Raw genomic sequence first — 22,880 nt, forward strand, 5'->3', positions numbered from 1 at the left:
TCCGTGAACCCTTCCGGCAGACGCCGAGTCTTTCAATTAACGGACTATATTTGCCGGCTATGGCTATATTGAGTTACATCATTTGGAATGGCAGCCCGGAGATTTTCACGATCGGCCGCTTTCCCCTGCGCTGGTACGGTCTCCTGTTTGCACTGGCGTTTCTGATCACGCAACAGATCCTTTACTACATCTATAAAAAAGAAGGCAAGCCCGAACGCGATGTGGACACGCTCACCATCTATATGGTGATTGCCACCATCATCGGCGCCCGCATGGGCCACGTGCTGTTCTACCAGCCCGAGCTGATCTGGGAAAATCCCCTGAGCATATTTCTGCCCTTCACCCTGCATCCTTTTGAGTTCACAGGCCTCCAGGGACTGGCCAGCCACGGCGCGGCCATCGGGATCCTGTTTGCCTTGTGGTTGTACTCCCGCAAAAAGAAGCCGGGACAAGCCTATTTCCAGGTCGTTGACCGCATTGTGATCCTCGTGGCCTTGGCCGGGGCACTGATCCGGTTGGGAAATTACTTCAACTCAGAGATCATCGGATTGCCCACCGAAAAGGCGTGGGGTGTTGTGTTTGTGAACCGCTTCACGGATGCCATCACCAGCCCGCGCTATGATCCCAACGGCGTGATCGAATCGGTCGCATACCATCGCAACGATTCGCTGCCCAAGGGCCAGAATGGCCGGGTGCCGATGAACATCTACATCTTCTTCAAGAAAGGCACGTCGCCCACGCAGGCCGACGACTTTAGCGACCGCACGGCCCGCCACATTCTGGCCAACACCCTCTACGAATATTTCGACGCCACCGGAACCAATACCGTCACCAACACCGTATCTCTTCCCGACGGCACGCTGGCGACGCGCATTGTCACCTTTGGGATCGTGCGGCACCCTGCACAATTGTATGAGTCCTTCGCGTGTGTGATCCTCTTTTTACTCCTGTTGTGGATCTGGTCGCGCTACAAAGAAAATTTGCCGCAGGGCAGATTGCTGGGCATCTTCCTCATTTGGTGTTTCGGACTGCGCTTTTTGTTCGAATACCTGAAAGAACCACAAGAGGCGTTCGAAAACGACATGTTCCTCAACATGGGCCAGGTGCTGAGCATCCCCCTGGTGGTGGCAGGCATCGGCATACTTTGGTGGTCCTTCCGGAAAAAGGAAGCAGCGCCGTCATCGGCCCGAAAAAACGAAATGCAAAATTCCTGAATTTAGGAAAAGTAGCGTTAAACTTGTTTACACTAGAGTGGGTCTTAGCGTTACATGATGCGGGCAGTTTTCCTTTTTTTTGCATGCTTATTTTTCGCTTCGTCGGTTTGGGGCGCTCCGGATTCCGGGGTGGTTGCCGATTCGCTGAAGCGTGCGGCTAAACGCAAGCCTGCGCCGGCCGACACCACCGGTCATATCCTGCATGTGAACCGCATTTTTATTGTCGGCAACCGCATCACCCGCGACCGCATTGTGTTGCGCGAACTTTCCCTCAAACCCGGCGACACCATTTCCAGCACCCAACTGGCCGCCGTCCTGGAACGCGACCGCCGCAAGCTCATCAACACCCGCCTTTTCAACACCGTAGAGCTCAAGCCCCTTGAATTCGAGGCCGACCACATCGACCTGCTCATCGACGTCAACGAACGATGGTACACTTTCCCGTCACCCATCTTCGAACTGTCGGACCGCAACTTCAACGAATGGTGGCAAAACTATAACCACGACTTCGACCGCGTGAACTATGGCCTGCGGCTCTATCAGTATAACATGCGCGGACGCAACGAAACTCTGCGGCTCACCGCCCAGTTCGGCTTCCAGCGAAGGTTCGAGATCATGTATCGTATTCCCTACATCGACCGGCGGCAAAAACAAGGGCTCATCATCAGTGCCGACTTCACGGAAGCCAAAAACCTGGCCTACAAAACGCTGGACCACAAACTGGTGTACGCGCAGGCAGACCACGTCCTGAAGATCACCCGTGGGGCCAGCATCGCCTATACCTACCGCGGCTCCTTCTATGACACACACGTCCTGAAAGCAGAATACCGCAGCACCTCCATCGCCGACACGGTAACCCTTCTCAATGCCGAGTACATGGGCAAGGACCAAACCGAGCAACAGTTTGGGGTGCTCTCATACCAATTCACATCCGATCACCGCGATTACGTAGGTTATCCGTTGCGGGGTCATCATTTCACCGGAGGATTGGTAAAGGTCGGATTAAGCAAGAGCGACAATTTGCGTAAGTTCGAAATGAACGCCTCCTACTCCCGTTATATCGAACTGAAGAACAACTTCTTCCTCTCCAACAACACGGTGGCCTACTGGAGCACACCCAACACGCTCCCCTATTCGAACTACAGTGCGTTGGGCTACGGACGACAGTTTGTGCGGGGCTACGAGGTGTATGTGATCGAGGGACCGTGGTACGCGCTGAACAAGACCACGTTCAAGAAGCGGATATTTTCACACATCTACAATTGGAATGCCATGCCCATCCGGCAATTCCGGTACATCCCGCTTTCGATTTATCTGAAATCCTATGCCGACCTGGGCTATGTGAGGAACTACCCCAACTACACGAACAGTTACCGGTTAGCAGACAAGGTTATTTCGGGGGTTGGTCTGGGGATCGATGTGGTGGCCTCGTATGATGCGGTGCTGCGGTTTGAGTATAGTTTCAACGCGGAAGGGGGGCATGGGTTCTTCTTTAATTTGAAGCGGGAGTTTTAGGAATCAGGAGCCAGAATCCAGGAGCCAGGAGCCAGTAGCTTGTTCTCGGTATTCCAGTAGCCAGTAGTCAGTAGCCAGTGTCTTTATTCTCGGACCTCAGGAGCAGGGGCAAGTTGTCAGTGATCAGTCTTTCCTTACGTTTAATAAATCGTTTGATCTTTTTTATCCGGATATAGCCGTTTACATTCTTTTATTTAGCCTATCCCGGGCGTTACTTCATGGCGGAACCTATCCGCTGTAATGAAAACGCTGTTGTTAGCCATAACTTTTTTCTTGCGGAGCGTATTGCTCGCTGCGCAGAGCTCACCCGTACTCATGGGTGCGCCAGCTGCAGGGTGCGCCTATGCCTCCAGTTGTACGCGGGATGAATGGGCGCTCTTCAACAATGGCGCCGGGCTGGCGGATGTGAAGAATACAACGGTTGCGTTTACTTATAATGCCGTTCCATCATTCAAGTTGTTCAATCGCATGGCGGCGGCCGTGACGCTGCCGGTTCGTTTTGGAGTGGCGGGGGTCGGGGTTTATCGTTTGGGGAATAATCTGTATAACGAACAACTGCTGACGGCGGGATTCAGCAACACGCTGGGATTGGCTTCGTTGGGATTGCGGATCAATTACGTGCAATACAACGCGGCGGGTTTTGGAACAAAGGGGGCCTTTAGTTTAAGCTTCGGAGGCATCGCCACCCTGACACCCGCTTTGTCCCTGGGTGCGCACATCATGAACGTGAATCAGCCCGTGCTCTCCAAAACAGACCAGGAGCGATTGCCGACGATCGTTTGCGCGGGTATTTGTATAAAGGCTTCTACACAAACCCGCATCACCACGGAAGTGGAGAAGGACCTGGACTATCCTTTATTATGGAAGACCGGACTGGAGTATCAGTTTCAAAAAAAGGTATTCTTTCGCACCGGTTTTGCGCTTCATCCTAACGCCGGATTTTTCGGTTTAGGATTCAGACCCAAAACGCTTTCCATCGACTATGCTTTTCAGTACACCGGGAGTCGTGGTGCACATCACGAAGCAACGGTCAGCTACGCATTTAACAAAAAGCAAAAATGAAACGGCTCCTCGCAGCGGTGCTTGTGGCCTGGTCGACGAATGGCTTTGCCCAGGAATATCCCCGCGAGGAAATTGATGTGAACCAACTTATCGACGAGTGGTATGGCATCCAGGAGTTGGATCTGAACTACAGCGATCTCTACGAAAACCTGGTGCAACTCCTCGCCCGCCCGCTCAACCTGAACACCGCCACCGGGGAGCAACTGCGCTTTATCAAAATACTTTCTCCGGAGCAAATCAAGAACCTGCTGACCTATCGCGCAGAGAACAAAGACTTTGTCTCCGTCTACGAGCTTCAATCCGTCCCCTTATTCGATATAGAGACCCTTCACAGACTGGCGCCGTTTGTCTACGTTCCCGATCCGGCCACGATGCTCGACGCCAGCTTCCTGGCACGCATAAAAAACCAAAGCGACAGCTATCTTCTGTTGCGCTATGGCCGCAGTTTACAAAATGCGCGGGAGTACAATACGCAAACCGATTCCAGTGCGCGGTTCAAAGGTTCGCCGGAAAATGTGTACATGCGCTTTCGGTGCACGGTGCCGGGCGAGTTCAGCGTTGGCTTCACCGCCGAGAAAGATGCCGGCGAAGCGCTGCGTTGGGACCCTGCGGCACGGTACTATGGTTTTGATTATTTCTCATTCCATGCGCATCTCCAAAACAAGGGCCGGATAAAAAACCTGGTGGTGGGCGACTATCAAAGTCAGTTTGGACAGGGCCTCATGCTCGGTGGTATTTTTGGAATGGGCAAGGGCGGCGAAACGATCACCACCGTGCGAAGGACAAACATCGGACTGCTACCTTACACTTCCGTGTACGAAGCTGGATTTATGCGTGGCGCAGCAACCACCGTTGCATTGACGGGTGTGCTTTCGGTCACCGGGTTTTACTCCACCACCAAACGCGACGCCGCTGTGTCGTCCCGCGATACAACGTCTGCATCCGCAGAAGATGCCGAAACCATTTTCATTTCGTCTTTCCAAACCACGGGCCTGCATCGCACAGAGAAAGAGTTGGCCGCCCGCCACCAGGTGAGCGACAAAAGTTGGGGCGGGGTGCTTCAGTACAAGGCCGGCGCGGTAGATGCCGGGCTCATGTTTAACCGTGTGGACTTTGGTGCCAGCGTAATGCCCAAGGTCACGCCCTACAATCCCTTTGCGTTCACGGGGTCACGAAACCAAAATGTAGGTGGCTATCTCAACTACAGTTTTCAAAACATGACGTTCTTTAGCGAATACGCACGCTCCATTAACGGCGGCGCGGCGTATGCCGTAGGGACGTTATGGAGTCTTTCGGGCAAGCTCGACCTTTCGTTGCTGTACCGAACGTTCGCGCCTGATTTCTATGCATTCTATTCAAACGCTTTCGCGGAAGGCAGTACCACGCAAAACGAAGCGGGCCTGTATTGGGGTTGGAAATATAAAGTGAACCGGCGCTGGACCTTTGCCGGCTATATGGACCTCTTTCGCTTCCCGTGGCCGCGATTCAGAGCCTATGCCCCCACCGAAGGGCATGAGGGCTTGCTGCGGATCGTTTACCAACCTTCCCGCACGGTCATGATCTTTGCGGAAGCCCGCGAGGAAGTGAAGTCGCGAAACGAAACGTCGGCCAGCAGCAACCTCTATCATATTCTGGAAGGCACGAAACATCTCTACCGGGTCAACCTGGAGTATGGCATAAATCAAACACTCCACCTGAAAACAAGAGCCCAACTCAGCACGCTTGATTTCCGCGGCAAGCAAACCCAAGGCTTTGTTCTCCTGCAAGACGTCACCGTCAAAACCGGCCCCTTGGAATGGACCGGTCGCTATGCCCTGTTCGACACCGATGATTATGACAACCGCCAATACACTTACGAAAAGGACGTGTGGCTGGCCTGTTCCATGCCGGCCTACTATGGACGAGGGGTGAGACAAGTACTGCTGCTCGAATACAAAATGAGCAAGGCTATCAGCTTTTGGTTGCGCTATGGCCAAACGCGCTACGTCGGCCGCGAGGAAATACAATCTTCCGGGGGAACCATTGCCGGCAGCATACAAAACGATATGAAAGTGCAAATGCGGATCTCTTTTTAAAAAATCTGCGACGCCTATGGCCATGGTTATTTCATGGTCAACGCCGAAAGATCGCTCAAACAAAGAGTTCAAAAAAAAAACAAACCCTCACCCGACACGGACAAGCCGGCCGGGGCTGTTTTGGAGGGACATCTAAAGTAACGTGGAGATCGAACTGAAATCCCCAAGACGGCCCGAAGAAATTTGAAGTACCTCCGATAAACTCAAAACAATAACCGGATATCTCCAAAACATAGTAAATTTCAGACATGGATCACCCCCTTTTTCCCGGGCAGGTCCTCCACAGAAACGCGATACGCTATGCATGCCACGAAGCTGATTACCCCGGAAGTGTTGCTGGTCATGTGCATTGGGGGCATAGCCTTTATCCTGATCATGAAAGCCATCTTCCGTAAACCGAAGTAAGGTTTGTCCCGGATTGTGTAGAGATTTGGGGGTTACGGGCGACCAACTCCGTTTTTAATCGTCGGGAGGGTTTTCGAATCCGAACATGGTGCCGTTATTTGGAACACTAATTTTTAATACATCTATATGAAAATCAGGCCTATTATCGCCCTCGCCCTGCTGTTTATTGCTCACCTGTCGCTCGCCCAGACCACCAAGAAGGTGCTGGAGCTTCCTGAATTCAAAGGCATTTATGTAAACTCCAACTATACGGTTTACCTGAAGCAAACCAACAAACAGGAAGTGACCGTGGAAGCCCTCACGGAAATTTTTAGCGTCAGCGACATCAAAGTGGAAAATGGAATTCTCATGATCAACGTAGACCGCAAACCCGATACCTCCAACAAAAGCCTTTGGGCCAAGATCGACGACATCAAGTTGAACCCCACCATGAAGCTCTATGTGAGCGTGAAGAACATCAACGACCTCCAGGTGAATGGCGGTGGCAAGATCATCTCCGATAACTCCATTGCATCCGACTACATGGCCCTGGGCGTATCGGGCAGCGGCTCGATCGACGTCGACTTAAAAGGGAATACGGTGAAAGCCGAAGTGAGCGGCAGCGGATTGCTCAACCTCCGCGGCTATGCCACTTCCATCGATGCGGTCGTGAGCGGCTCGGGTGGTATCACCGGCTACAACTGTCCTTTGGAAACAGCAAAAGTAAAAGTGAGCGGCACGGGCTATTGCAACCTGAACGTCACCGGCAATATCGACGCCCTCGTATTGGGCAGCGGCACCGTGAAACACAAAGGCAACACGAAGACCGCCCAGAAAAAGATCTACGGCAGCGGCACCGTTGACCGCGCCTACTAAAACCCATCGGCTTTCATAGACGTATATTTGCGCACGATGCCTTATATACGTCTATGACCATAGCCATTCCCACCCTTCACCTTTTCGCTCCCCTCGACGAAAAGCTCATCGCCCTGCTGCGCTCCCTCTCTCCCGACGATTGGCACAAGCCCACGCGTGCCAAACAATGGACCGTAAAAGACATCGCCACCCATTTGCTCGATGGCAACCTCCGCACGTTGTCGATGTTGCGCGACCAGTATTTCGGGCAGCCCGGCCCGACGGATACTACCTATAAAGGCATGGTGCGGTATCTGAATGACCTCAATGCCTCGTGGATAAACGGTGTCCGCCGCCTCAGCCCTGCGGTGTTGGTGGAGCTGCTCGAGCATTCCGGCCGCGAATACACCGCTTACCTGCACACGCTGGACCCGTTTGGGCCCGCCGTATTTTCAGTGGATTGGGCCGGCACCTACCCCACGCCAAACTGGTTTCACATCGCCCGCGACTACACCGAGAAATGGCATCATCAACAACAGATCCGTGAAGCCGTAAACCGCTATGGCATCGCGTCGCGTGAGCTGTACTATCCTGTGCTGGATACTTTCCTGCAAGCCCTTCCCCATCACTACCGCGGCGTCACGGCCTCGCCTGGAAGCACCGTGAAGCTCCACATCACCGGTTTGGCCGGAGGTGAGTGGTACCTGGTCCGTAAAGAAAATGGATGGCAGTTGACAAAAGAAAAGATGACACCCCATACCGAGATCACACTGGACGATGACGCCGCATGGAAGCTTTTTACAAAGGGATTAGCGCTCGAGGAAGCCCGTCGTCTCGTTTCCGTTACCGGCGACAGGGCACTGGGCGAGCCCATCTACTCCATGGTCGCCGTGATGGCCTGAGCCCGGTTACAGCTGCAACCGGATCTTCATCCGGTTTAGCACCGGCACCAACGACATCACCGCTACGGCAAAGACCAGCGACCAGAGGATGCCTACAAATCCTTCGCGCAAAAACGACGGCCAGTGCAGGTGAAAGATCTCCATCAGGGCATAAACAACAAAGGGGATGATGTAGGTAAGCAAGGGATTAGAGGCGGCCGGCTTGATAAAATTCGTCCACCCGCCGATCTTCTTCAGATCGATAAGCCAATACAAAAATGAGAAAATCACCACACAGGCCGCTGCGCTGAACAAGCACCAGCTGGGCGTGGCGTGGATCTTGGAGATCTGAAAATACGGACGCAGGACAACACCGCCGATGATCAAGGCCACGGCATATACCGCGGCGGCATTGAACCGCTGCGCATTGGTCATGCTCTTTCCATGGAAAAATATCAAGGAGAGGATGATCCCCATCAGCACCAGCGAAGTGTGCGAGGCATGCCCGCCCTGGCTAAACAAAACGTGCCACGCCGAGCTGTGATCTATTGTTTTGCCCAGCGCATAATACGCGATACAGAACACGACCATCGCCGACAAGGCAATGAGGTTGCCTCTGAAAAGTTGGTAACAGATGCAACCCAACAAATAGGCCCATCCGATCAGCCCCAATATGCCCCACCAATGAGGCTTCATATATTCCGTGCCGTTCTCGCCTCCGCGATAGAGGAACGCGAGCGCGATCAGGATGATGACACCGGTTGCCCGCAAGCGATATTTCAATGCCTTGTTCTCTGCGTTATAAACATTCCAGATCAGGATCACCGCCACATAGAACAACAACGACCACACACCGATGGGAATGGCCATCGCCGCTTCGTGGTAGTCGCCTTCGGCATTCACCATAAACACACCCAGGACCAGCAGTCCCAACGTGCGGAACAGGATGTGTCCCTGCAATTGTGCCGTTGTGTCGCCTTTGGCGATCCGGTTGGCGATGGCGAAGGGAATGGACATGCCCACGATAAACAGGAAAGCGGGAAACACGGCATCCACAAACGTCATGGCGTCGGCATCGGCGGGCATGTGTTTCATCCAGGCGGGAATGCCCTGCACACCGGCCAGCTCGTTCACAAAGATCATGGTAAGGATGGTGATGCCTCGGAGCGCGTCGATGGAGAGGATGCGTTGGGTGGTAAGTCCGTTGTTCATTGTAAAAATTTATAAGCACCGAAATTAAATTAAATTGAAATCCTGACGAGATTTAGCGTCAAATAATTTTATGTAACAAAACATTACACAACACACATTTAACACACGCACACACTTATCATTTCATTCAACCCTTCATCCCTTTTTGCAACCTATGAAACATCGTATCCTCAGTGTCCTTATGCTTGTGGTCGTGGCCTGCAGCATAACGGCCTTCGTCAACACACCGCCTAAAACCAAGAAAGTGGTCATCGCCTATGTGGGCGGCTTTCGCGGACTGGTCAATGCCGACTCCATCGACGTGCGTAAACTGACGCACATCAACTATGCTTTCGTCAACGTGAAAGACAATGCCGCATGGTTAGAGAACGAAGCCACCGACACCGTGAACTTCCGGAAGCTCAATTTGCTAAAGCGCATCAATCCCGATCTGAAGATCCTCATCTCCATTGGCGGTTGGGCGTGGAGCGACAAGTTTTCGGACGCGGTGCTCACGGAAGCTTCGCGAAAAAAATTCGCGCAGACTTCGGTGGCCATCATCAAAAAATATAAGCTCGATGGTGTCGACATCGATTGGGAGTATCCGGCCATGCCCGGCGAAGAAGACAACGTGTATCGTCCGGAAGACAAACAAAACTACACGCTCATGTTCAAAGCGATCCGCGAAGAACTGAACGCGCTTGAAAAGCAAACGAAGAAAAAATATTTGCTCACCACGGCCGTTGGCGGATACCATGAATACATTGAACACACCGAGATGGACAAAGCGCAGGTGTATCTCGACTATGTGAACATCATGAGCTACGATTTCAAAACGGGTGCCGACAGCATCACAGGTCATCACACCAATCTGTTTGCCTCTAACGACTACGCTACCGAACGCTCAACGGACCGCGCCATCACAGAATTCATTGCCGCCGGTGTGCCCGCTTCGAAGATTGTTATGGGCGTAGCATTCTATGCCCGGTCATGGACAACAAATACCCCCGACAACAGGGGTATGAATCAGTTGGCCGTGCAAGCACAGTGGGGTGGTGGCTACTCCAAACTGAAAGAAACAACGATCGACAAAAATGGTTTTAAGCGTTATTGGGATGAGCGGGCCAAAGCGCCCTACCTGTTCAACGAAGAGAAAAGGATCTTCATTTCCTATGACGATGAGATGTCGATCACGGAGAAGTGTCACTATGTTACGGCACACAAACTCGGTGGGGTGATGTTTTGGGAGTACTCGGAAGATCCAAAAGGGTATCTTTTAGGCACGATAAGCCGGGAACTGAAGTAATCGGGGGTCGACAGGGCGTAAAAGAGGTTAAAGTGCCTGATTTATATCTTTTTCTTTTTAATAAAAATTCTTATTACTTTTAAATGTTTATTGTCAATCTTTTCTGAGGCCCTCTCCCCTTTGAGCAGTAGTTCCAGAAGACTGTCAGTTTACATTAACTAATTTCTCATTTATTCTTTTTAACAATGAACATTTACGTTGCCAACATCCCTTTTAAGGCATCCGAACAGGAATTGAAGGGATTATTCGAAGAGTATGGCGAAGTTTCTTCAGCCAAGATTGTCATGGACAAAGTAACTCAGCGTAGTCGTGGTTTCGGTTTTATCGAAATGTCAGACGAAGCTGCTGCCCGTCAGGCTATCACTAGCTTAAACGGTTTCAACTTCCTGGGAAAAACCCTGGTGGTGAACGAAGCAAGACCCCGGACTGATGCACCCCGCAGTGGTGGTGGTGGATACAGAAGCGGTGGTGGCGGTGGTTTTAACCGCAGAAGCAATAACGAGTATTAAGACAACCGATATTGTATCAGAAAAAGCCTTGCATGACGCAGGGCTTTTTTTGTGCCCGATTTTCTTGGCGTATACCCATTCCGTTGAATCTCCAGCTTGTAACGCAAAACGGAGCGCAAAGTTCAGCGCTCTGTCAGCGAAAATTTAAACCTGAAAAACCACTTGTTTTTAGTCGAACAATTTCGTAAACTTTGTATCTCACCAAAAACGGAAATAGCTATGAATGTGATCACCAATGTGGAGCGGTGGGGTAATAGTCATCGCCCCGGATTTTTGGATGCGTTTCGGGTATTGTTAGGTGCTTTCATTACCTACAAGGGGCTGTACTTCATCATGCATATGCATGACCTTGAAATGACAACGTCCGGTATCAATGTTTACTTCGCCGGTATGACACTTGCACACTATGTTGTGTTCGCGCATATTTTAGGCGGTCCGCTGATTGTCGTGGGTCTTTACACGCGCATTGTGTGCCTGATCCAATTGCCTATACTGATCGGAGCCGTCTTTATGGTAAACTATCCAGCAGGATTTCTTTCCATAGGACATCATATGGAGCTTTGGGCATCAATCGTTGTCTTGGTTGGCTTGGTCATCTTCATGGTGTTTGGTGCGGGAAAATATTCCATCGACGCCAAGCGCAGAAGAGAGATGGAGGCAGCTCATCTAACATAACCTCTATCTAACCTAAACCGAAGGGCATCTGCACGGCAGGTGCCCTTTTTGTTTTAATTCTCTATCTTCATGCCCCTAGAAAAAGACGCATGAAATATACCATCGGTATTGACATCGGCACCGGCAGCACCAAAGCGGTGGCCGTAGACGTTGCAGGCAAAGTGCTGGCCACCGCCCAGCAGGCCTACCCCATCCTCACACCCCAACCTAACCTGAGCGAACAACAGCCGCAACTCATCCGGCAGGCGTTCGTGCAGTGCATTCTCCGCGTACTCCAGGAGGTAAAGGAAACGCCGGCTGGCATCGTCATCAGCAGCGCCATGCACAGCTTGATCCTGGTCGACGCCCACGGCGAGCCGCTCATGAACATGATCACCTGGGCCGATAATCGGGCCGCCGCCACTGCCCGCCAGATCCAGCAGTCGGCCTCCGGCGAAAAGATCTACCGCCAATCCGGAACGCCCGTGCATGCCATGACCCCGCTCAGCAAGATCGTCTGGCTCAAAGACCATCAACCCGACTTGTTTAAAGCGGTCCATAAATTCATTTCCATAAAAGAATATATCTGGTATAGCCTTTTCGGCGCATTTGAGGTGGACTACTCCATTGCCTCTGCCACGGGGCTGTTCAACATTGAGGAACTAAGTTGGAACACCGATTCACTGACCTTGTGCGCCATCACGTCCGACCAACTGAGCAAGCCCGTACCCACGCACCATACGCGCACAGGGCTCGCTCCTGCCCTTTCCGCCGAGCTGGCACCGGTAGCTACCGTGCCGTTCTTTATCGGCTCCAGCGACGGTTGTATGGCCAACCTGGGCAGCTTTGCTGTAACGCCCGGCATCGCCGCCCTCACCATCGGCACCAGCGGGGCCATACGGGTGGCCAGCACGCGCCCGACCTACAACTTCAAGGCTATGACGTTCAACTACCGGCTGGATGAGCAGATGTTCATCTCGGGCGGGCCCATCAACAACGGGGGCTATGTCTTGAAATGGTATGCCGAGGTGTTCCTTCAACGGACCCTGGCCAGTGGCAAAGACTACGATGCCCTGCTCGACGGCCTGGACGATGTGAAGGCCGGCGCCAACGGTCTGATCTTCCTGCCCTACATCCTGGGCGAACGCGCGCCCATCTGGGACAGCGACGCCAGCGGTGCTTTCTTCGGGATCCGGAATTTTCATACGCAGGCCCATTTCACCCGCGCCGTCATCGAAGGCATCTCCATGGCGCTCTACAGCATTGCCGTGGCGATGGAGAAATCGGGGTTGAACATCGAGCGGGTGCATGTGAGCGGGGGCTTTGTGCATTCGCAGGCCTGGCTGCAAATACTGGCCGACGTTTTCAACAAAGAGATCTGCCTCATCAATCCCGAGGACGCCTCGGCGTTGGGCGCCGCCTACCTGGGCTTAAAGTCGCTTGGACTTATTCCTGATTATGAGGTCTTGAGGTCATCGGAGCGGGTTTCCTATCGCCCGATAAAAGAGAATCACGAGCGCTACATAAAATCTTTCCGGATGTATGAACGCCTGTATGAAAACCTGAAAGACGAGATGGAGGATATTCAGCAGCTGAGAAGCTTGTAAAGTCCCGGCTTAGCTGCGCTTCAGTTGGATGAGGGTGAGCTCGGGGGGCATGCCAATACGCCCGGGATACCCTACGCAGCCAAAGCCCCGGTTCACATAAAGATATTGATTGCCCTCCTGGTAAAGTCCCGCCCACTGTTTGAAGCGGTATTGCGCCGGACTCCAGGTGTAGCTGCCCAGGTTTACGCCGAGTTGGTAGCCATGCGTGTGCCCCGATAGCGTGAGATCGATATTGCCATATTCCGGTCTGATCTGGGCATCCCAATGCGTGGGGTCATGTGAGAGGAGTATTTTCACGGGAGCTTCTTCGGTTCCCGGATAAGCCAGGTCAAGCTTGCCATACTTTGGGAAGCGATGGGCCGGACCTACGCCCCAGTTCTCCACCCCCAGGATGGCCAGTTTGTCGCCGCCCGTTTCCAGGAAGCGGTGTTCGTTCATCAACAGATCATAGCCCAACTGTTTGTGGGCCGCCAGCATGTCTTCAAAATTTTTGCGCTTAGCCTCCGGGGTGGACCACTCCCGGTAATTGCCATAGTCGTGGTTGCCCGTGACGGAAAACACACCCAGGGGAGCTTTGAGCTTTTCGAAGATGGGAACATAGTCTTTGGCTTCGCGGGTTTCGATGGTCACCAGGTCGCCGGTGAAAAAGATCACATCCGGTTTTTCCTGCATTAACAAGTCAACCCCACCCCGGATCGCGGTTTTGTTGAACAGCGATCCGGTGTGGATGTCGGAGATCTGCCCCAGCAGGATGCCGTCGAAAGCTTTGGGAAGATGGGGTAAGCGAATGACCTGTTTGCGCACCCTGTAGTCGTGCGCACCAGTGAGTATGCCAAACGAAAGTCCCGTCAGCGGAACACTGCCGGCGACGATGGCCGTGCGCGAAAGAAATTCCGAGCGTGAGATGAAGGGTTCCTCCTCGACGACTTCGGCTTCTCTTTGCCACCGCTTCTTCATGAACCGATTGGCCAGCAGTATCCCGCGGCGAATGTCGTCGATGATCACGAAGACGAGCAATAGTATCTTAGAGAAATAAAGAATGGCCAACACAATGACCAGCCACTGCCGAAGCTTTTCATTGGAGATGTCGATGAGCACCACCCAGATCAACGAGAAAACAGAAAGGATGGACGTGAGCCAGAAAATGCCACGCGTACTGTTCTTCACCAGCCGGTGCGATGCGTGACTGGCTGTGCGTATAGCCTGGTAGGTATAGAGATCCACCAGCAGCATCAGCAAGATGCCACCGGCCGTCATCAATATTCTATACCCGATTCCTTCGCTCATTTACCCCGAAAAGGTTAAAGGGTCAAAGGTAACGAGAAATCAAAAACTTTGATCTGCAAATCCTCCGAGCTAACGGTTAAGCCTTTGACCGGCTTACTTCCCCGCTATAGCCGGGAAAAAATTGCCCGTTACGCCCGCTTCAACTCGATCAGGGTGATCTCTGGTGGCATCCCAATCCTGCCCGGATATCCCAGGTAGCCAAACCCGCGGTTCACATACAAGTATTGCGAACCTTCCTGGTAAAGTCCCGCCCATTGCTTGTAGGCATACTGCGAAGGGCTCCACTTAAAGCCGCCGATCTCCACGCCAAACTGGAAGCCATGCGTATGGCCGGCAAACATCAGATCGATATCCGGGTACGATTCGCGTACCTGTACATCCCAATGGCTGGGATCATGTGAGAGCAACAGCTTCACCGGTGCCTCGTCTGTTCCCGCGTACGCCTGATCCAGCCGGCCATATTTTGCAAACCGTTTTCCGCCGTAGTTCTCGTTTCCCAAAATAGCGATCTTCTCGCCATTCAACTCCAGGAAGCGGTGCTCGTTCATCAACAGATCGAAGCCCAGCAGCCGGTGTGCTTCCATGAGGTCTTTAAAATTGTTTTGCTTGGCTTGCATCGATGGCCAGGCGTGATAGTCGCCATAGTCGTGGTTGCCGGTCACGGAGTAAACACCGAGGGGTGCTTTCAATTTATTGAAGATGTCGATGTAGTCCTTCACTTCACGGGCTTCGTTGTTCACCAGGTCGCCGGTGAAAAAGATCACATCGGGTTTTTCATCGAGCGCCATTTGCACGCCGCCTTTCACAGCCACTTTGTTGAAGAAGCTGCCCGAGTGGATGTCGGAGAGGTGAGCGATCTTCAGGCCGTCGAAAGCTTTCGGGAGGTTTGGCAATTTCACTACCTGCCTTTTTATTCTATAGTCGTGCGCACCGGAAATGATGCCATAGGCCATGGCGCCCAGAGGAACACTCGCCGCGACGAGCGCTGTTTTGGCAAGGAATTCAGAGCGGGGGATCGCCGTGCCGGTCGTGTCGCCGGAAGCGCCCTTGTTAAAGAATTGCACGATCCAGCGAACACCGCGCTGGAGGTCATCGACAAACAAAACGATAACACCGAAAAATTTGGAAAGGTACATAACCGATAAAGCGACCCTCACCCAATTTCTCACATCGGGATGATACTTGTAGGGATCGCCGAAACTGTACCATAAAAGTGCCAGTACGCTCAACGTGGTCAGCGCCCAAAATCCATAGCGAAATATAGCTCGCCACGGCGCACCCCAGTTTTGCGAAACGACGGACACGCCTTGGTAGACATAATAATCAATCAATAAAAAGAAGAGCGCGAAGATGGCAACGGTCATAATCCTGGGTTTCATATATAAGTTATTTTATGCGCGTTTCAGAGGGAGAGGTTCTTTCCCCGGAAAGCGGTTTGATAGCAATTATTTGAACGGTAAGCCTCTTTTCCTGTCGCATGCGTTTTTCAATACGATACAAAAAGAAAAAGTCGTCCTACTTTCGTAAGACGACTTTCATAAGATTTTATTCTATTTTTTAATTCAAGGCTACCGGCGCATCGGGAAGAGGTTCGTCTTCTTCCCCGTGACGGTGTGCCGCGGCTGCTTCAGGTTTTATTTTGAAGACACGTGCCTTGAGGCGGGCTACCAGCAGGTACATTACCGGCACCATGAACAAGGTCAGGAACGTACCGAAGATCAAACCGAAGATCATCGTCCACGAAAGGGGTCCCCAGAAGGCTACGTTGTCGCCTCCGAAGAAGATGTGCGGCTTGAACTCGGTGAACAATGTCACAAAGTCGATGTTGAAACCGACCGCCAGCGGGATAAGACCCAGGGTTGCGGCCATCGCGGTCAACAACACGGGTGTCATACGGGTCTTGGCGGCTTCAACAATCGCCTCTTTCAACTCCATGCCTTGCGAGATGAGCAGGTCGGTAAATTCCACGAGCAAGATACCGTTGCGCACAACGATACCTGCCAGGGCCATAATACCTACGCCCGACATGACGATGGATATTTCCATTTTGAAGAACGAGAATCCGAGCAATACGCCGATGACACTGAATATGATCTCGGAGAGGATGATCAGCGGTTTGCTGGTGGAGTTGAACTGGATCACCAGGATCATGAAAATAAGTCCCAATGCCACCATCCCGGCCACGCCAAGGAACGCCGAGGTTTCTGCCTGATTCTCTTGCTCTCCCGTCATCTTGATGGTTACACCATCGGGTTTGGGGAAATCTTTCAAGCTGTTCTGAATCGCACCCACAACTTCGTTCGGGTTGAAGTCTGACAGCACGTTCGACGCCAGGGTGATCACACGTTTCTGATCGATCCGCTTGATGCCGGCAAAGCTGTTGCCGTAGTCAATGGTGGCAAAGGCGGAAAGCGGCACCTGTCTCACCACACCTCCCTGACTCATGTCGCGATACGTCACCGGTAGATTCATCAGCGTGTTAATGTCATTGCGTTGGGATTCTTTGATACGCAGTTCAATGGGGTAATCGTCATTCACATCGCGGAAACGCGATACTTCCAGACCATAGACGGCCGTGTACAGCACATTACCAATCTTGGCCGTGGAGATGCCCTCACGGTTGGCTTTTTCGCGATCGATCTTGATGACGATCTCAGGCTTGTCGCTCTGGAAGTCAGACGCGAGATCTTCAACACCCGGTATCTGCAAGGAGTCGAGGTAGCGTTTGGCACGGTCGGCGGTTTTTACAAGAATGTCGAAATCTTCCGCGGCGATCTCAATGTTGATCGCCTTACCGGCAGGAGGCCCACCTTGTTCCTGGTCCACCGAAATTTCCGCGCCAGGGATACCTTTAACAGCATTCCGTATCTTATCAAGGAAGTCACGCGAAGAACGGCCATTGCGCTTGGCGAAGCTCACAAAGGCCACGGTCACTTTGCCCAGGTGCGGTTGTGCCTGGTTACCGGCAAACTGGTCTTCAGCCGCGCCAACCGAGATGTTTGAGATTACTGACTCAACGATCGCGGTGTCCGTACCAATGGTCTTGATCACACGGTCCTCCACGATGTTGGTAATGGAATCGGTCACATTTTGGTGCGTACCAATCGGCAAACGCACATAAGCATAAATAAAGTTAGGATCGCCTTTCGGAAAAAATACCACGGGCGGCTTGCGGATGGCCGTGAACACGATGGAGAAGAAGAACAGGCCGATCACCGCGGCGATCACCCCGTACGGTCTCCATCCTGCCAGACACCAGGAGATGGCATTTGAATATCCCTTTTGAACGAAGGGCCAGGCACGCGTCTGGAACTTGGAGATTACTTCTTCCAATACAAAACGGTGCAGCGCATAGATGCCGAAGATGAATACGGTAAAGTTACCCATACCGATCGATCCGGTAACGTAGAACAACAAAGCGATGGCAGCAAAGATCACGAGCGATATCTTGAAGCCTTTTGTAAACTTCGGTTTGTTCTTATGATCGTGATCGTGCGGCTTCATGAAGTCGGCCGCAAACACCGGGTTCATAATGTAGGCCACTACCAGCGAGGCCAGCAAGGCTACGATGAGGGTGATCGGCAGGTAGACCATGAATTTACCGATCACGCCGGGCCAGAAGGCCAACGGCACGAACGGCGCCAACACTACCAACGTTCCAGAAAGCACGGGCATGAACACTTCGCCGGCAGCGATCTTCGCTGCTTTGCGAATGGGGACTTTTCCATTGTCAAACACGCGGTGTGTATTCTCGATCACCACGATGGCATCATCCACCACGATACCGAGCGCCAACAGGAACGAGAACAAGGTCATCAGGTTCAGCGTAAAGCCGAGCGTGGGGAAAGTAAGAAAGGCGATAAAGCTTGATATCGGCACCGACAATCCCACAAAGATGGCGTTGGTGGCACCCATAAAGAACATGAGGATGAGCGTTACCAGGACGAAGCCGATGATGATCGTGTTGATCAGATCGTGCAAAGTGGTGCGCGTATTCTCCGATTGATCTCCAGTGATCGTGATCTTTGCTCCTTTAGGAAGGATACTCGTTTCAAATTCCTTTACAATCTCCTGGATCTGGTCCGATGCATTGATGAGGTTCTCACCGCCGCGTTTCACCACCTGCAGGGTCACCACGTTTTTCTCGTCCAAACGGGCGAAGCTTTCTTGCTCCTTGTGCGTGTCCTGTACGTCTGCAATGTCTTTCAAATACACTTTGCCGCCCTTGGTAGAACCTACCACGATATTGCCCATTTGTTCGGCCGAGTTAAATTCGCCGTTCACCGTTATGGAACGCTTCATGCCGTCGACAGAAAGCTGTCCACCGGCGATGAGCACGTTTTCACCTCGCAGCGCTTGTGAAATGTCGTCAAGGTCTACGCCGGCCTGGGCCATTTTAAAGAGGTCGGCATTCACTTGGATCTCGCGATCCAAAGCACCCGCGATGTCGACACGACGAATCTCCTTTAGTGCCTCGATGCGGTCCTGCATCTGCTCTGCATATTCTTTCAACGTAGCCAAATCGTAATCGCCCGACAGGTTGATGAACAGGATCGGCACTGCCGAGATATCGATGTCCACCACCTGGGGTTCGTCTGGCATGTCGTTGGGCAGATCGGGCTTGGCCTTGTCTACCGCTTCCTGCACTTCGCGTTTGGCGTCCTTCACTTCCACGTCGGGACGAAACTCGATGATCACGTTCGAAAAGTTCTGTACCGAATTGCTGGTCACTTTCTTTATACCGGCAATGGACTTCACCTGCTTCTCGATTTGTTTCGAGATCAGGTTTTCGATGTCTTCGGGCGCGCCGGGATAGGGCGTGGCCACATAGATTTGCGGAAACACTACTTCAGGAAAGTTTTCCTTCGGCAGACTGTTATAGGTCATGATCCCCGCCAAGCAGATGATCACCGTAGCCACATAAATGGCCACTTTGTTATCGATCGACCAACTGGTGGGTTTAAATTCTTTTTCGATGTCTTGCATAAAAAGGATAGGTTAATGCCCTAGTTGGTTTTAATCACTTGTCCGTCGTCCAGACCCTGATAACCGAAAGAAACAATCTTCTCGCCGGCCTTAAGACCTTGAACTTGCGCCTGGTTGTCGTACACGCCGTCGACCTTTACCACTTTCCTGCGAGCTACGGTTTGCTTGCCGTCGGTTTCGGATATGAATACGATTTTCTCGTTGTTGATGGATTGCACCACGTTTACCGGTACAACGATCGCCGCGGGCTCTGTATGGAAGATCACTCTCACAACGCCGGTCATGTTAGGGCGAAGGTTAGCTTCCGCCGGCAATTTCACTTCCACGGGGAAAGACCGCGAAAGGGGATCGATCGTTTTTCCTACGAACGTTACCGTAGCCGAGATATCTTTGCCCAATTCGGCAATGCTTACCGTCACTTTGTTACCTTTCTTGATGTTGGTCACATACGCCTCCGAAACGGCGGCTTTCAACTTCAGATTGGACGTGTTCACGATGCGCGCAGCAGGCATACCGGGCGCAATGTTTTGCCCAACCTTAGCCGCTATTTCATCCACCGTGCCACTGAAAGGGGCGGTGACGCGGGTCTGGCTGTTTTGTTCTTCCAGTGAAGCTACTGTTCTTTCGAGATTTTCTTTGGTGGTCTTGGTCTGCAAGTATTGTACTTCCGTTCCGATCTTCTGATCCCAAAGATTTTTTTGGCGTTGGTATACCGTGGTTGCCAATTCCAACTGCGCCTTCATAGCTTCAATGTTGCGTAGGATAACCGAGTTATCGATCTGCGCCAACGTCTGCCCTTTGGAAACAGCGTCGCCTTCTTGCACATATACGGCAGTGATTACGCCAGCGGCCTTAGAGCTCACCTGGATGTTGTCTTCCGCCTCCACGCGACCTTGTGTTTGCACAAAGTAATCGAATTTGCGCGGCGCCAGCTCGGTGACATTCACTTCTTTGGCTCTCACTTTCACAGAATCGGGGTTGGCCTTGGCGATCTCCCCCTCAAGTTTCTGTATCTGTTTGGTAATATCTGCCTGCTGTTGTTTCAGCTTCGCCAGTTCCGCCTTCTTATCGTCGGGCGAAGCAGCGCTGCAGGCCGCTAAGATTGCGGCAGTCAGGATGACGGCAAAACGTGTATATATCGTGGCTTTCATAAAATGGTTATTTTTCATTGGGTTTGGTTCTTATTTAGCGGGTTGGGCTGTTGCATATTTTGAAGGATCGATCTTCGCATACGCTTTATCGAGGTCGATCTTGGAAACGATCGCATCATACAAGGCGTTGTAATAATTGATCTGCGCCTGCTTCAAGCTGTTCTCGGCATCAGTCACTTCGATATTCGATCCTACACCTTGCTCGTACTTAATCTTGGTTACCCTGGCTACCCTGTCGGCCAGCCCCATGTTTTCTTGTTGCGATTTCAAGGTCTCCACGGAGTTCTTAAAGGTGACGGTATTCTGTTCGATGCTCAAGTCGATGCTTTGCTTCAATGAGCTGTAATTGTTTTGGAGCTTCAGCAAGGCCAGTTTGGATTGTTGGATCTGGTAGGTACGCTGCAAGCCACTGAACAATGGAATGTTGAGCGTGATACCGTAGGCCATGTACGGATACCATTTGTCGGGACCGAACTCAGACGTGGAGGCGATCTTCGATTCGGTCTTAAACAAGCCACCAATGGTAGGCGACTGTGTGCCATAGCCCGCGTTCAGGTAGCCCGACAGGCTGGGCAGGGACGTAGAATACTTATTCTTGATGTCCAGCTCCTGCAACTTGCGTTGTGTATCGAGCAATTTGTATTCGATGCGATTTTTGTAATCCCATCCTTCCTGGTATTCGTTGAAGAGATTTGCGTTCACCGTCAGGTCTTTCAGGTCACCCACGACGGTCAGTTCTTTCTCCATCGGATAGTTCATTTGGAATTTCAACAGCCCCAAGCTCAGGCTCTGCGAGTTCAAAAAATTTAACCGCTCCGTTTTGAGATTGTTCAGGGTCACCTGGATCCGATCCACGTCGATGGATTCGGCAAAACCATTTTTGTTCAACGCTGCGGTATTTCTCAACAGGGTGTCGACACGCGCAATGTTGTTGTCGAACAACGTAATGCGTTCGTTGTTCACCAGCACCGCATAGTACGCTTTTGTCACCATTTCAACCACCTGGATCTGGGTTTGCTCCTCGGTCTTATAGGCGAGGTCTTTATAGGTGTCGGCTGCCTTCAAGCCTACCAGGTACGATCTGCTGAAAAGCAATTGATTGATCGTAACGCCCGCGGTGCCGTTACTGGGCAATTGAAAAACGTTTTGAAAAGCCACCACATCACCGGACTTGATGCCCGGGATCGAACTCAGGTCGATAATGCTCGGTTGGCCTTCCGTGTATCTGCTGTAAAAACGAGGCAGTTTCGGGTTATGCTGAAGGGCCACGCTACCATTGATTTGCGGCAACCCGATTCCGGTAGTTTCCCTTACTTTGGATTCCGATATCTGGGCATCGATGCGTGCATTCTTCACGGCCACTTGATTGGTCAGTGCATACGAAATGGCTTCGTCCAATGTGAAGACGCTTTTTTCGTCCTGCTGCGTCTGGGCTTCCACCCACAAGGGCACAACTAAACTGAATACTAAAAGATAATAAAGGGGTTTCATGCTGTTGTGGTTTATCGTTGGTTTACTGGGGTTACTTCTATAGCCTTCTTTTCTTTGTACTTCTGATAGAGCTTCCGTCCTTTTTCGGTAACGAGGCCGTGTACAAAGTGATCGAAGATTTCCATTTGCACGTCTGCCAGCTTGAATTGTTGCTGGGGGAATGTATGATCATCAAAAACGATCTCTACCGTAGCCATTCTAACAATGCTCAGGACCTCGGTGTTGAGTTCCGGCCGGTAATATCCTTCGGCGATGCCCTGGTCCAGGTTGGCTTTCACGGAGTCGTAGATGCAGCTCTTTTTAAACTCCTGCCAGATGGCCCAGGCCCGCGGGTGGTATTTCTGAAGATCGAACAACAGCGAGGGATTGATCTCCTCCATGTTGCGTTTCAGACAAATCGAAAGCTTGGCCAGTTCGTCGATGGCGTTTTCGGCGCTCACCCGGATCTCGTCGAATTCTTTCTGGCCTTCCTTGAGGTGCATTTGGCACACCATGGTGACCATGTCTTCCTTATCGGCAAAGTGCTGGTAGAGGGTTTTCTTGGAGACGGTGAGGTGGCGGGCGATGTCATCCATAGAGATGCTGCGCACGCCGTATCGCATGAAGAGGCCTTCTGCCCCTTTTAAAATCTTGCGTTTGATGTCTTGTTCTTCCATAAGGGTTGCAAAACTATGGAAACTATTTACATTACAAAAGTTTCCATAGTTTCCTT

The 22,880-nt window shown here is 51.9% G+C and carries 17 protein-coding genes; 10 read left to right on the forward strand and 7 right to left on the reverse strand.

The annotated features are described in order from the left end of the window. Positions 1-59: 59 nt before the first annotated feature. The 6 genes from D4L85_RS31280 to D4L85_RS31305 all read left to right on the forward strand — a co-directional run bounded on the left by D4L85_RS31280 (position 60) and on the right by D4L85_RS31305 (position 8,007). A complete protein-coding gene (locus D4L85_RS31280) occupies positions 60-1,214 on the forward strand; it encodes a prolipoprotein diacylglyceryl transferase (RefSeq protein WP_119758046.1) in 1,155 nt (384 codons plus the stop codon). 54 nt (positions 1,215-1,268) lie between these two features. Beyond that, on the forward strand, positions 1,269-2,729 hold the full coding sequence (locus tag D4L85_RS31285; RefSeq protein ID WP_119758047.1) for a POTRA domain-containing protein: 1,461 nt from the start codon (positions 1,269-1,271) through the stop codon (positions 2,727-2,729). A 240-nt stretch (positions 2,730-2,969) separates the two neighbouring features. After that, positions 2,970-3,791 (forward strand): PorV/PorQ family protein, encoded by an 822-nt coding sequence (locus tag D4L85_RS31290; RefSeq protein WP_119758048.1) that lies wholly within the window; start codon positions 2,970-2,972, stop codon positions 3,789-3,791. Then, positions 3,788-5,866, forward strand: a complete 2,079-nt coding sequence (locus D4L85_RS31295; protein WP_119758049.1) for a helix-hairpin-helix domain-containing protein — start codon at positions 3,788-3,790, stop codon at positions 5,864-5,866. The genes D4L85_RS31290 and D4L85_RS31295 overlap by 4 nt, the downstream gene beginning before the upstream one ends. 531 nt (positions 5,867-6,397) lie before the next feature. Further along, complete coding sequence (locus D4L85_RS31300) at positions 6,398-7,126, forward strand: head GIN domain-containing protein (protein WP_119758050.1); 729 nt, start codon at positions 6,398-6,400, stop codon at positions 7,124-7,126. Between the two features lie 53 nt (positions 7,127-7,179). Continuing rightward, on the forward strand, positions 7,180-8,007 hold the full coding sequence (locus tag D4L85_RS31305; RefSeq protein WP_119758051.1) for a maleylpyruvate isomerase N-terminal domain-containing protein: 828 nt from the start codon (positions 7,180-7,182) through the stop codon (positions 8,005-8,007). A 6-nt stretch (positions 8,008-8,013) separates the two neighbouring features. Here the strand turns inward: D4L85_RS31305 and D4L85_RS31310 are convergent, their stop codons facing one another. Continuing rightward, complete coding sequence (locus D4L85_RS31310) at positions 8,014-9,198, reverse strand: DUF5009 domain-containing protein (RefSeq protein ID WP_119758052.1); 1,185 nt, start codon at positions 9,196-9,198, stop codon at positions 8,014-8,016. Between the two features lie 154 nt (positions 9,199-9,352). Between D4L85_RS31310 and D4L85_RS31315 the strand changes: the two genes are divergently transcribed. From D4L85_RS31315 to D4L85_RS31330, 4 genes are all read left to right on the forward strand, one after another. After that, positions 9,353-10,483: a glycoside hydrolase family 18 protein gene (locus tag D4L85_RS31315; RefSeq protein ID WP_119758053.1), complete on the forward strand. Its 1,131-nt coding sequence runs from the start codon at positions 9,353-9,355 to the stop codon at positions 10,481-10,483. Between the two features lie 185 nt (positions 10,484-10,668). Then, a complete protein-coding gene (locus tag D4L85_RS31320; RefSeq protein WP_073132772.1) occupies positions 10,669-10,992 on the forward strand; it encodes an RNA recognition motif domain-containing protein in 324 nt (107 codons plus the stop codon). 219 nt (positions 10,993-11,211) lie between these two features. Further along, positions 11,212-11,667, forward strand: a complete 456-nt coding sequence (locus D4L85_RS31325; RefSeq protein WP_119758054.1) for a DoxX family protein — start codon at positions 11,212-11,214, stop codon at positions 11,665-11,667. Positions 11,668-11,756: 89 nt separating this feature from the next. Further along, on the forward strand, positions 11,757-13,253 hold the full coding sequence (locus tag D4L85_RS31330) for a gluconokinase (protein WP_119758055.1): 1,497 nt from the start codon (positions 11,757-11,759) through the stop codon (positions 13,251-13,253). Between the two features lie 9 nt (positions 13,254-13,262). Here the strand turns inward: D4L85_RS31330 and D4L85_RS31335 are convergent, their stop codons facing one another. The 6 genes from D4L85_RS31335 to D4L85_RS31360 form a co-directional block, all read right to left on the reverse strand. Further along, entirely contained in the window at positions 13,263-14,540 is a 1,278-nt protein-coding gene (locus D4L85_RS31335) for a metallophosphoesterase (protein WP_228450688.1), read from the reverse strand. A gap of 128 nt (positions 14,541-14,668) precedes the next feature. After that, a complete protein-coding gene (locus D4L85_RS31340) occupies positions 14,669-15,919 on the reverse strand; it encodes a metallophosphoesterase (RefSeq protein ID WP_119758056.1) in 1,251 nt (416 codons plus the stop codon). A gap of 178 nt (positions 15,920-16,097) precedes the next feature. Continuing rightward, positions 16,098-19,526, reverse strand: a complete 3,429-nt coding sequence (locus tag D4L85_RS31345) for an efflux RND transporter permease subunit (RefSeq protein ID WP_119758057.1) — start codon at positions 19,524-19,526, stop codon at positions 16,098-16,100. Between the two features lie 20 nt (positions 19,527-19,546). Next, positions 19,547-20,677 carry an efflux RND transporter periplasmic adaptor subunit gene (locus D4L85_RS31350; protein WP_160144118.1) on the reverse strand — a complete coding sequence of 377 codons (1,131 nt, stop codon included), beginning with the start codon at positions 20,675-20,677 and terminating at the stop codon, positions 19,547-19,549. A gap of 30 nt (positions 20,678-20,707) precedes the next feature. Then, complete coding sequence (locus D4L85_RS31355; protein WP_119758059.1) at positions 20,708-22,168, reverse strand: TolC family protein; 1,461 nt, start codon at positions 22,166-22,168, stop codon at positions 20,708-20,710. An 11-nt stretch (positions 22,169-22,179) separates the two neighbouring features. Next, positions 22,180-22,824, reverse strand: coding sequence for a TetR/AcrR family transcriptional regulator (locus D4L85_RS31360; RefSeq protein ID WP_119758060.1), 645 nt, complete (start codon positions 22,822-22,824; stop codon positions 22,180-22,182). Positions 22,825-22,880: the final 56 nt, after the last annotated feature.

This window comes from Chryseolinea soli, assembly GCF_003589925.1.
Classification (GTDB): Bacteria; Bacteroidota; Bacteroidia; order Cytophagales; family Cyclobacteriaceae; genus Chryseolinea; species Chryseolinea soli.

Bases quoted from the DNA above. Each gene is read 5' to 3' on its own strand.
- D4L85_RS31280 (WP_119758046.1), top strand. From the start codon at position 60: ATGGCTATATTGAGTTACATCATTTGGAATGGCAGCCCGGAGATTTTC.
- D4L85_RS31285 (WP_119758047.1), top strand. From the start codon at position 1,269: ATGATGCGGGCAGTTTTCCTTTTTTTTGCATGCTTATTTTTCGCTTCG.
- D4L85_RS31290 (WP_119758048.1), top strand. From the start codon at position 2,970: ATGAAAACGCTGTTGTTAGCCATAACTTTTTTCTTGCGGAGCGTATTG.
- D4L85_RS31295 (WP_119758049.1), top strand. From the start codon at position 3,788: ATGAAACGGCTCCTCGCAGCGGTGCTTGTGGCCTGGTCGACGAATGGC.
- D4L85_RS31300 (WP_119758050.1), top strand. From the start codon at position 6,398: ATGAAAATCAGGCCTATTATCGCCCTCGCCCTGCTGTTTATTGCTCAC.
- D4L85_RS31305 (WP_119758051.1), top strand. From the start codon at position 7,180: ATGACCATAGCCATTCCCACCCTTCACCTTTTCGCTCCCCTCGACGAA.
- D4L85_RS31310 (WP_119758052.1), bottom strand. From the start codon at position 9,198: ATGAACAACGGACTTACCACCCAACGCATCCTCTCCATCGACGCGCTC.
- D4L85_RS31315 (WP_119758053.1), top strand. From the start codon at position 9,353: ATGAAACATCGTATCCTCAGTGTCCTTATGCTTGTGGTCGTGGCCTGC.
- D4L85_RS31320 (WP_073132772.1), top strand. From the start codon at position 10,669: ATGAACATTTACGTTGCCAACATCCCTTTTAAGGCATCCGAACAGGAA.
- D4L85_RS31325 (WP_119758054.1), top strand. From the start codon at position 11,212: ATGAATGTGATCACCAATGTGGAGCGGTGGGGTAATAGTCATCGCCCC.
- D4L85_RS31330 (WP_119758055.1), top strand. From the start codon at position 11,757: ATGAAATATACCATCGGTATTGACATCGGCACCGGCAGCACCAAAGCG.
- D4L85_RS31335 (WP_228450688.1), bottom strand. From the start codon at position 14,540: ATGAGCGAAGGAATCGGGTATAGAATATTGATGACGGCCGGTGGCATC.
- D4L85_RS31340 (WP_119758056.1), bottom strand. From the start codon at position 15,919: ATGAAACCCAGGATTATGACCGTTGCCATCTTCGCGCTCTTCTTTTTA.
- D4L85_RS31345 (WP_119758057.1), bottom strand. From the start codon at position 19,526: ATGCAAGACATCGAAAAAGAATTTAAACCCACCAGTTGGTCGATCGAT.
- D4L85_RS31350 (WP_160144118.1), bottom strand. From the start codon at position 20,677: ATGAAAGCCACGATATATACACGTTTTGCCGTCATCCTGACTGCCGCA.
- D4L85_RS31355 (WP_119758059.1), bottom strand. From the start codon at position 22,168: ATGAAACCCCTTTATTATCTTTTAGTATTCAGTTTAGTTGTGCCCTTG.
- D4L85_RS31360 (WP_119758060.1), bottom strand. From the start codon at position 22,824: ATGGAAGAACAAGACATCAAACGCAAGATTTTAAAAGGGGCAGAAGGC.